Genomic DNA, 8765 nt, shown 5'->3' on the forward strand with positions numbered 1-8765 from the left:
CATGCGCGCGCCGGAACGTCTGCGCTTGATCTGAAACACGGTGGGCGCTACGCGCCTTCCTACCCTGTTCGCAACTACTGCGACTTCTATGACGAGGGGTTCCGAAATGACTGCGATACAAGCACGATTGAAGCGCAAACAGATGCGCCGCGACAAACAGCCTCAGGCCCATATCTACGACAGTTACCGGCCGCGCGGACGTAGTGCCGGCGCATCGCGTTGCCCCGACTGCGGCGCGATCTATGACGACGGCCGCTGGACGTGGCGCATGTCGGCCGAGCAGATGCATCAGTTGCAATGCCCGGCGTGCAAGCGGATCCACGAGCAGGCGCCGGCTGGAGAAATCACGTTCGAAGGTGACTATTTGCTGAGCCGCGCGGACGAGGTCCTGGCGCTGCTTCATCACCAGGCGGATGGCGAGAGCAAGGAACATCCGCTCGAACGGATCATGGATATCCAGCAAAACCCGGAGCATATCGTCGTGCAGACGACGGGGCCGCATCTGGTTCGCCGGCTCGGCGCGGCCATGTTGCATGCGCATCAGGGAACGCTGGAGATCAGCTACCGGGACAACGAAGGGCTACTGCGTGCCCATTGGGCCCGTTCATCGGTGAAGTGACAGGCGCGGCCGGTTTTCCTCAACTGACCGACGATCGACGCAAACGGCGATGAATGAAAAATCCAATTTCACTGGCTTCCTGATACCGATCGGCGTCGTCCTCCTGCTGCTGGCGCAGATCTTCCTGTACCGGCAGCCAATCGAACCGATCGCGTACAGCGACTTTCACCGGCTGCTGGTCGCGCGGCAACTCGACAATCTGGAAATCGGCACGGAGCAGATCACCGGCAGCGTCCGGATGCCCGGCGCGGCTGCGCTGTTGCCGGCCTCCGCCGCAAGCGGAATCGCCGCCAACGGCGAGCCGTGGCGCTTTTCGACCGTGCGGGTGAGCGACGAGCATCTGATCGAGGATCTGGCCGGCTCGGGCGTCCGCTATACCGGTGTGGCCGACAAGATGGGCTTGGCGGCATTGCTGGGCTGGATCTTTCCGGTCCTGATGTTTGCGGCCGTCTGGAGTGTTTTCATGCGGCGCGGTGGCGGGGGGTTGCGCGATTTCAGCGGGATCGGCAAAAGCAAGCCCAGAATCTACGTGGCGCAGGATACCGACGTCACGTTCGACGACATCGCCGGCATTGACGAAGCGAAAGCCGAACTGAAACAGATCGTCGAATTTCTGCGTAACGCCGAGCGCTATCGCCGCCTCGGCGGCAAGATTCCGAAGGGTGTGCTGATCGTCGGTGCGCCGGGTACCGGCAAGACCTTGCTCGCGAAAGCCGTGGCGGGAGAGGCGGGCGTGCCGTTCTTTTCGATTAGCGGGTCGGCGTTCGTCGAGATGTTCGTGGGCGTGGGGGCGGCGCGCGTGCGCGACCTGTTCGAACAGGCGCAAAAGAAGGCGCCGTGCATCGTCTTTATCGACGAACTGGATGCGCTGGGCAAAGTGCGCGGCGCCGGGGTCACGTCCGGCAACGACGAACGCGAGCAAACGCTGAATCAACTGTTGGTCGAGATGGACGGATTTCAGCCGAATTCCGGCGTGATCATTTTGGCGGCGACCAATCGCCCGGAGATTCTCGACCCGGCATTGCTGCGTCCTGGACGCTTCGACCGGCACATCGCGATCGACCGCCCGGACCTCAACGGACGCCACCAGATTCTGCAGGTCCACGTGAAGAAAGTGACCTTGGCCGCCGACGTCGATCTGGCCGAGATTGCATCACGCACGCCCGGTTTCGCCGGGGCCGATCTCGCCAACGTGGTCAACGAGGCGGCCTTGCATGCTGCCGAACTCGACAAGCCGGCGGTAGGCATGGCGGACTTCGACGAAGCGATCGACCGTGCGATGACGGGCATGGAACGCCGAAGCCGCGTGATGAACGAACAGGAAAAGATCACCATTGCCTACCACGAAGCGGGACACGCGCTGGTCGCGCTGAGCCGGCCGCATTGCGACCCCGTGAAGAAGGTATCGATCATTCCGCGTGGCGTCGCTGCGCTCGGCTATACGCAGCAGGTGCCGACCGAAGACCGCTACGTGCTGCGCAAAAGCGAACTGCTGGACCGGCTCGACGCGTATCTCGGCGGCCGAGTGGCGGAGGAGATCGTCTTCGGCGACGTCTCGACCGGCGCCGAGAACGATCTGGATCGGGCCACGGCGCTGGTGCGGCACATGGTGACCCGCTATGGAATGAGCGAACCATTGGGGCTTTTCACGTTCGACAGCAGCGATCCAGGCTTGGGCTATCCGTTAGCAGGCGGGCGCGGCGAGCGCTTCAGCGAGAGCACGGCGAAGCTGGTCGACGACGAGGTTCGGCGCACACTTGCCGAGGCGCATGAACGTGTCACGCGCACGCTCGCTGAGCGCCGCGAGCAGTTGGACCGCATCGCGAGGCGGCTCCTGGAGTGCGAAGTGCTCGATCAGGCCACCTTGCTGCAGGTGATGGCTGGCGACGCGGCGCCGGCCGCAGGGCGGCAACCAGGCACGCCGGAGGCGGAGATACCAGGTGTCGCGCCGGGCGCTTCCGGTCGTGCGGCGCCTGAGGCGCACGTGGCAGGCAGTCCGTCTCCAGTCGAGCAACACGGTTGACCCGGATAGCGGTTAGCGATCCAAGCGCCGGACTGCCCGCGCCTGGACGGCACGGCAGCACCCGGCGATAAAGCGAACCGGAGCCGACGCGCTAATCGATGGAGCGCCAGAACGCGGTCAGCGCAGGGTAAATGACATCGTGCCATTTCGGCCCGGTGAACAGGTCGTAGTGGTCACAATTCTCAACGGTCAGCATTTGCCGCATGGCCGGCGCAATACCGCTGCAAAGCGTCTGTGCCGCATGTGTCTGGCCGGCTCCGGTAATGTCGTCGCGTGCGCCTTCGACCGTGCAGAGCGCCGTCGAAACGATATCCTGAGGCCGCACCGGTTGCGTGCCGATCTGCCAGGTCCCGCGAGCCAGCGAGTATTCCTGAAAAGACACACGGATCGAATCGAGAAAGTAGTCCTCGGTCATGTCGAGGACAGCCGCATATTCGTTCAGGCGCCGCAAAGCACTCGCGGTCGCCCGCTGATCGCCCGAACACTGGGCGGCCCAGTAGCCCGATTCGAGCGCCCATTGCCGGTCGGGGTTGGCGGCGACGAACGCCGCATGCTGGACGAACCCGGGATAGACGCGCCGGCCGGCGCCGGGGTGGGGCGGCGGGACCGTGTCGATCGCCGTGTTGCGAAACCAGTCGAGCGAATGGGTTCCAGCAAACTTGCCGATCTGCGTTGGAGCGATACGCGCGTCGATCGGACCGCCCATGAGCGTGATGCTGCGCGCGGGCAGCTCGCCGGCGCTTGCCGACAGCGCGGCGGCCGCTAGCGCGGGGCTCGTTGCCTGACAAACGGCGACGATGTGCAGCGCTGTGCTTCCCGTCGCGCGCAAGAACTGCTGGATGACGAGGACGTAGTCGTCGAGTCCGAACGACCCGGCGTCCAACGGCACTTCGCGCGCGTTCGCCCAGTCGGTGACGTACACGTCACCGTCCTGCAGCAGCGTTTCAACGGCTTCGCGCAACATCACCGCGTGGTGGCCCGCGAGCGGTGCACAGAGAAATACCGCGGGCGCGTCGCTGCCCGGCTCCGGCAGGAACGCCCCGACGTCGGGCGCGCGGCTGAACTTGCGCAGCGCGCAAAACGGCGTGCGCTCGATCACCTGCTCGACGACCGCAACGTCCCGTCCGCCGATGCGTACTGTCGGGATGTCGAAACGGGGCGCTTCCGCCGGCGGCTGAATCAGGCGGTAGAGCCAGTCGTAACCCATCGCGGCGGCTCGCGTCCCGGCCGTTTTTGTGCTGCCGTCGCCGGCAGGCAGACTCCACGCGCCGAGCATGCGCATCAGGTTGCGCTGTGTTTCCAGCCATGCGTACCACATGCTGCCTCCTCAAGGTTCTATTGGACCCGTCAGTCGATACCGGCGCCGATCGTTTGCCGCGCCTGCGAAGCCACGCGGGCGTTATTCGTGTGCTGTTCTTGCCTGTTCGCGGTCTCGCACGATTTCATCCCTGCCCCGGAGAGCGATCCGGAGAATTCTCTGCATAGCCGAGGATAACGTTGCGCCGGCCAGTTCTCATGGGCTTGACCGTGATCAACGAAGCCAGGTTCACAGCGAATACTGTAGGTCTGCAGGGATACACGAGTTTGCGCCGGGTAGCGTGCACCGATGCCTGCATTCATCAGCCCAGTCCACGGGGTCATTAAAACAGGGAGAAGGCTCAATGCGCATCCTATGTCTTGGTTTGCTGGCTGTCATGGTCATGGCGGTTTCCGGATGCGGTTACAACGCCATTCAGAGGCAGGACGAGCAGGTAAAGGCAGACTGGTCGGAGGTGGTCAACCAATACCAGCGCCGCGCCGACCTGGTGCCGAACCTCGTGAATACGGTAAAGGGTTTTGCTGGCCAGGAGCGGTCTGTGCTGATCGGCGTTACCGAGGCTCGCGCGCGTGTCGGATCCTTGCAGGCAACGCCTGAACTGCTGAACGACCCGCAGGCGTTTGCCCGTTTCGAATCGGCTCAGGCCCAACTGTCGAGTTCGCTCTCGAGGCTGCTCGTCGTATCCGAGGCGTATCCGCAGCTGAAGTCTGACGCGAACTTTCGGGACCTGCAGGCACAACTCGAAGGCACCGAAAACCGCATTGCGGTGGCCCGAAACCGATACATCAAGGCAGTGCAGGACTACAACACGACGGTTCGGTCGTTCCCTTCCAATCTGACGGCCAGTGTGTTCGGCTACAAGGAAAAGCCCAATTTTTCGGTCACGAACGAAGCGGAGATCGCTCGGCCGCCGCAGGTCGATTTCACTACGGCGCCCACGCCGGCAAGCGGAGCAGCCAATTGAACTTCCTCAAAGTCGCCGGCACATGGCTATTTGTGCTCTCAGCATTTTTGTCGTCCGGCGCCGGCGCGCAAGCGCCGATTCCGGCCCTGACCACGCATGTGACGGACGTGACGGGCACGCTCGCCGACGCTCAACGCGCATCGCTCGAACAGACCTTGCAGGCGTTCGAGGCGAAAAAGGGCAGCCAGATCTCGGTGCTCATGGTGCCGACCACCGCACCGGAAACCATCGAGCAATATTCGCTTCGCGTTGTCGAGCAATGGAAGCTGGGCCGCAAGAATATCGATGATGGCGTGCTGCTGATCATCGCGAAGGAGGACCGGACGCTTCGCATCGAAGTCGGCTATGGCCTCGAAGGCGCGCTTACCGACGCGACGAGCAGTCGCATCATCAACGAGACGATCGTTCCGCGGTTCAAACAGGGCGATTACTACGGCGGCGTCGCCGCCGGCGTCGACAGCATCATGCGTGTGGTCGATGGCGAGCCGTTGCCGCCGCCGGACCAGCGCGCAAGCGGCCCGGCGCAGCTTGCACATTATCTGCCGGTTCTTTTCGTGCTGACGCTCGTCGCGGGCGGTGTGTTGCGCGTCTTGCTGGGGCGGTTGCCCGGCGCCGTCGTGACCGGGGGCGCGGTTGCGCTCGTGGCCTGGATGTTGTCGGGCGCGCTGTTCATCGCCGCCGTCGCGGGGGTGATTGCGCTCGCGTTTACGCTGCTCGGCAGCGGTCTCGGCGCGGTCGCCGGCGCTCGCGTGATCGGCGGGCAGCCCGGCAGGTTCGGCGGCGACTCGGGCCGCACGATCTTCCGGGGCGGTGGCGGCGGATTTGGCGGCGGTGGCGCGTCGGGCAGGTGGTAGCCATGAACCTCGAGCGCATCGTCAGACATTTGTTCCTGACTCGCTGGCATGTGAACCGGGCCTTTCCGGTCCCCGTGCTGCGCGCCATCGAGAAAGCCGTCCGCGACAGCCATCGCGCGCACATGGGGCAGATCCGGTTTGCGGTCGAAGGTACGCTCCACATCGCGGCGCTATGGGAGGGCATGTCGGCCAGAGAACGTGCGATCGACGTGTTTTCCCAATTGCGAGTCTGGGATACGGAGCACAACAATGGGATACTGATCTATCTGCTGCTCGCCGACCATGATGTGGAGATCGTTGCCGACCGTGGCGTGCATGCGAGGGTCAAGCCGGGCGAGTGGGAAGCCATCTGCCAGCGAATGGAGGCGGAATTCAGACGGGGTAACTACGAGGCTGGCGTGCTGAGTGGCGTCGCGCAGGTAACGGAGTTGCTGAGGAAGCATTTCCCCGCGGAAACCGGGACGTTCGACGAACTGCCGAGTAAGCCGGCTATTCTTTGACCATGCGCCCGTTTGCGCAGGGCAGACAAGGGTTCCTCGAGCGAGTGGCCAGTGGTGTGATTCGGACTGTTTCGTTTGCACACCGGGCCGACATGCGCGGGGTTCGAAGAGATGTTGTGTGCAGGGAGTTGAAAACGTGAAAGATGCGTACGAGCGGCGTGCATTGCTGCTTCATCTGGGCGACGTGCTGGAGACGGTCAATCGTCTCATGGCTTGTGGCGCCGACAGGCAAACCGTGAACGAGGCGGTGGCCGCGAATGATTCGCTCAAGGGCTTACCGTTGCTCACGCACGTATCGCCCTCGATGAACTCACGTGATTTCATCGAGCATGTCGCCGCTGGTTTTGTTTCGTGGCCGAAAGCGTTGCTTGAATTGGAACTGGATCGCGAGCAGCTCGCTCGTACGGTGCGGCAGGCGCTGTTTGCCGGCAACGCGCAAGGCTGGCAGGACTATGTCGCGACACTGCGCGAGTCGGTCGCGTGGTTTGGCTCGGGTCAGGAACCGATGGAAGCGAGCGAGGCAGCCGACGAGGCCACGAGCAGTGATGCGGAACAGCCGGAGCCTCTGGCTCGCGACGCGCAGATGGCGCGGCCGGGTGCCGGCGATGTCGAACGGGAAAGTGGCGACCCGTCATCGGCTTCGCGTGAGAGCGTTGAAAACGACGAGCGCTTGTACCCGTCGTGGCCCTGGAAGTCGGGAGTGTGACTGGTCTGATCAAATGATGTTCAGCGCGTGCCTTGATTCAGCACAAAGATGATCGGGCGGGCCCGCGATAAGGTTCGTATTGGGGGTGGGGACCCCCAAGGAGTAGCGTGTTGAGCCCGGTTCGTCCGGGCTTTTTTTTGCGCTTCCGCGCAAGAGGGGCTGCTCCCGTTGGTTTGCGAGCCCGCTTGGTGTTGGGCGAGGCCATGCGCGATGACGAGGCATCTAACATCAATCGCGCCTTGGGCGGAATATCAGCCACGCTGCGAGGCTGGTGAACAGCACCGCGATCGTGGCGATGATCCAGAATCCGTGCGTGTCGTATTTGAAGGGAAGGCCACCCACGTTCATCCCGAGCAAACCGGAGATCAGGTTGATCGGCAACGCGATCACGGTGACGGCGGTCAGGATCAACACGCTCCTGTTGGTATGCTCGGCAACGCGGTCGGCAATCTCCGCTTCCAGCAACTTGATGCGCTCCTCGAGGCTGCTCATGTCGCGCAATCTTAGCGAGAACTCCTCGGCGGATTGCCGCAGTGACTGCATGTCTTCGTCACGTGCCCATTTGGGCGGCCGGTTGACGAGGCGAAAGAGCGCGGCGGGCTCCGGCGCCAACAGGCGGCGCAGGCTGACCAGATCGCGGCGAATGATGCCGAGGCCCGAACGCTTCGGCAATTTACCGGCGAGCAGCGTTTCATCCACCTTATCGGCCGATCTCGCCGCCAACCGCACAATCCCGATCAGCACATCGGCCTGCTCTTCCAGCAGGTTGATCAGGAGCGACAGCGGGCTGCGAAAGGGTCGCCCGGCTTCGACAGCCAGTCTCAATTGATCGACCGAACGCAGCGGCAGAGCGTGCGCGCTGAGCAGACAGCGATCGCTGACATTGAGCCATAACGTTGCCACCTGGAGAGGCTTTTGCCTTCCGAAGTCGTATTCGACGTCGTTGAGTACGGCAATGACGTCGTCGTGTACGTGCGTCATACGGGTTGAACGGGAGCCTTCCCTGAGGGCTTCGGCGAAAGCCTCGGGCATGGCCACGCTGTGTTGCAACGGCAAACTCTCCAGCACGGCGGGGATATCATGAAAGTGCAGCCAGATGAATTCGCCGCTGTTGTCGTCGCGATTGGCTAACCACCGGGTCGCCGAGTCTGCGTCTATCTTGCGGCCCACGCCGTCAGCTGAAAACAGATAGCCGCGCTCCAGAGGGAATGCGTCTGTTGTCTGCGCTAGCGGCGTGGCGGTGCTCATTCGATGTTCCTTCCTGCCCGCCATGAGCGGTTGCGCTTCGACGATCTTGAGCGTGCACCTATCCTTATCGGATCATCCGTTTTTTAGTCAGGACGGTGAGCGCGTCAGTCTCGCGGTTATCTCAGTCAAGCCGCGCGTGCGCACGGGCCTTGAATGCCGTGCCGACTCATGACCTCTCTGCTCAGGTCCTTCTCTGTTCAGGGCGCTTCGCTTCCTGAACCGGTTGGCGTGACTCAAGCCAGAGCGCGTTGACTATGCCGAACGAAAGCGCCACGCCAATACCAAGAATCCAGCTGAAATACCACATTGTGTGCTCCCGGTTGTTCAGGTCCAGTGATTTACGAAAAAATTCGCGTATTGGCGATCAATACATCGAATGGTGATTTTCTTCGAGCGCTGCCGCAGTCACCTTGCCGCGCATCACGCGATACACCCAGCTCGTATAGATCAGGATGAGCGGCAGGAACACGATCACGGCGATCAGCATGATCTGCAACGTCATGCGGCTCGAGGTCGAATCCCATACGGTGAGG

General features: G+C 62.8%; 10 protein-coding genes. 6 read left to right on the forward strand and 4 right to left on the reverse strand.

Annotated elements, in window-relative coordinates; all coding sequences use genetic code 11:
- Positions 1–106 precede the first annotated feature (106 nt).
- Both P0D68_RS33365 and ftsH read left to right on the forward strand, forming a co-directional pair.
- Positions 107–619, forward strand: coding sequence for a BCAM0308 family protein (locus tag P0D68_RS33365; RefSeq protein ID WP_091793582.1), 513 nt, complete (start codon positions 107–109; stop codon positions 617–619).
- A gap of 49 nt (positions 620–668) precedes the next feature.
- Positions 669–2642, forward strand: coding sequence for an ATP-dependent zinc metalloprotease FtsH (ftsH, locus tag P0D68_RS33370; RefSeq protein ID WP_408303398.1), 1974 nt, complete (start codon positions 669–671; stop codon positions 2640–2642).
- A 91-nt stretch (positions 2643–2733) separates the two neighbouring features.
- Here ftsH and phaZ read toward each other — a convergent pair whose 3' ends face one another.
- Positions 2734–3960 carry a polyhydroxyalkanoate depolymerase gene (phaZ, locus tag P0D68_RS33375; RefSeq protein WP_408303400.1) on the reverse strand — a complete coding sequence of 409 codons (1227 nt, stop codon included), beginning with the start codon at positions 3958–3960 and terminating at the stop codon, positions 2734–2736.
- 343 nt (positions 3961–4303) lie between these two features.
- Between phaZ and P0D68_RS33380 the strand changes: the two genes are divergently transcribed.
- The 4 genes from P0D68_RS33380 to P0D68_RS33395 all read left to right on the forward strand — a co-directional run bounded on the left by P0D68_RS33380 (position 4304) and on the right by P0D68_RS33395 (position 6984).
- Positions 4304–4924, forward strand: a complete 621-nt coding sequence (locus P0D68_RS33380) for a LemA family protein (protein ID WP_091793588.1) — start codon at positions 4304–4306, stop codon at positions 4922–4924.
- Complete coding sequence (locus P0D68_RS33385) at positions 4921–5778, forward strand: TPM domain-containing protein (protein ID WP_091793590.1); 858 nt, start codon at positions 4921–4923, stop codon at positions 5776–5778. Before P0D68_RS33380 ends, P0D68_RS33385 begins: the two co-directional genes overlap by 4 nt.
- Positions 5779–5780: 2 nt before the next feature.
- A complete protein-coding gene (locus P0D68_RS33390; protein ID WP_408303403.1) occupies positions 5781–6278 on the forward strand; it encodes a TPM domain-containing protein in 498 nt (165 codons plus the stop codon).
- Positions 6279–6414: 136 nt separating this feature from the next.
- Complete coding sequence (locus P0D68_RS33395) at positions 6415–6984, forward strand: hypothetical protein (protein WP_408303404.1); 570 nt, start codon at positions 6415–6417, stop codon at positions 6982–6984.
- Between the two features lie 228 nt (positions 6985–7212).
- Here P0D68_RS33395 and P0D68_RS33400 read toward each other — a convergent pair whose 3' ends face one another.
- The 3 genes from P0D68_RS33400 to P0D68_RS33410 form a co-directional block, all read right to left on the reverse strand.
- On the reverse strand, positions 7213–8232 hold the full coding sequence (locus tag P0D68_RS33400) for a transporter (protein WP_408303405.1): 1020 nt from the start codon (positions 8230–8232) through the stop codon (positions 7213–7215).
- A gap of 181 nt (positions 8233–8413) precedes the next feature.
- On the reverse strand, positions 8414–8539 hold the full coding sequence (gene cydX, locus P0D68_RS33405) for a cytochrome bd-I oxidase subunit CydX (protein ID WP_091800412.1): 126 nt from the start codon (positions 8537–8539) through the stop codon (positions 8414–8416).
- A 57-nt stretch (positions 8540–8596) separates the two neighbouring features.
- On the reverse strand, positions 8597–8765 hold a 169-nt coding region (locus P0D68_RS33410), incomplete at its 5' end, for a cytochrome d ubiquinol oxidase subunit II (RefSeq protein ID WP_408468813.1).

Origin of the sequence: Paraburkholderia sp. RL17-380-BIE-A (assembly GCF_046028085.1) — a bacterium.
Taxonomy (GTDB): Bacteria; Pseudomonadota; Gammaproteobacteria; order Burkholderiales; family Burkholderiaceae; genus Paraburkholderia.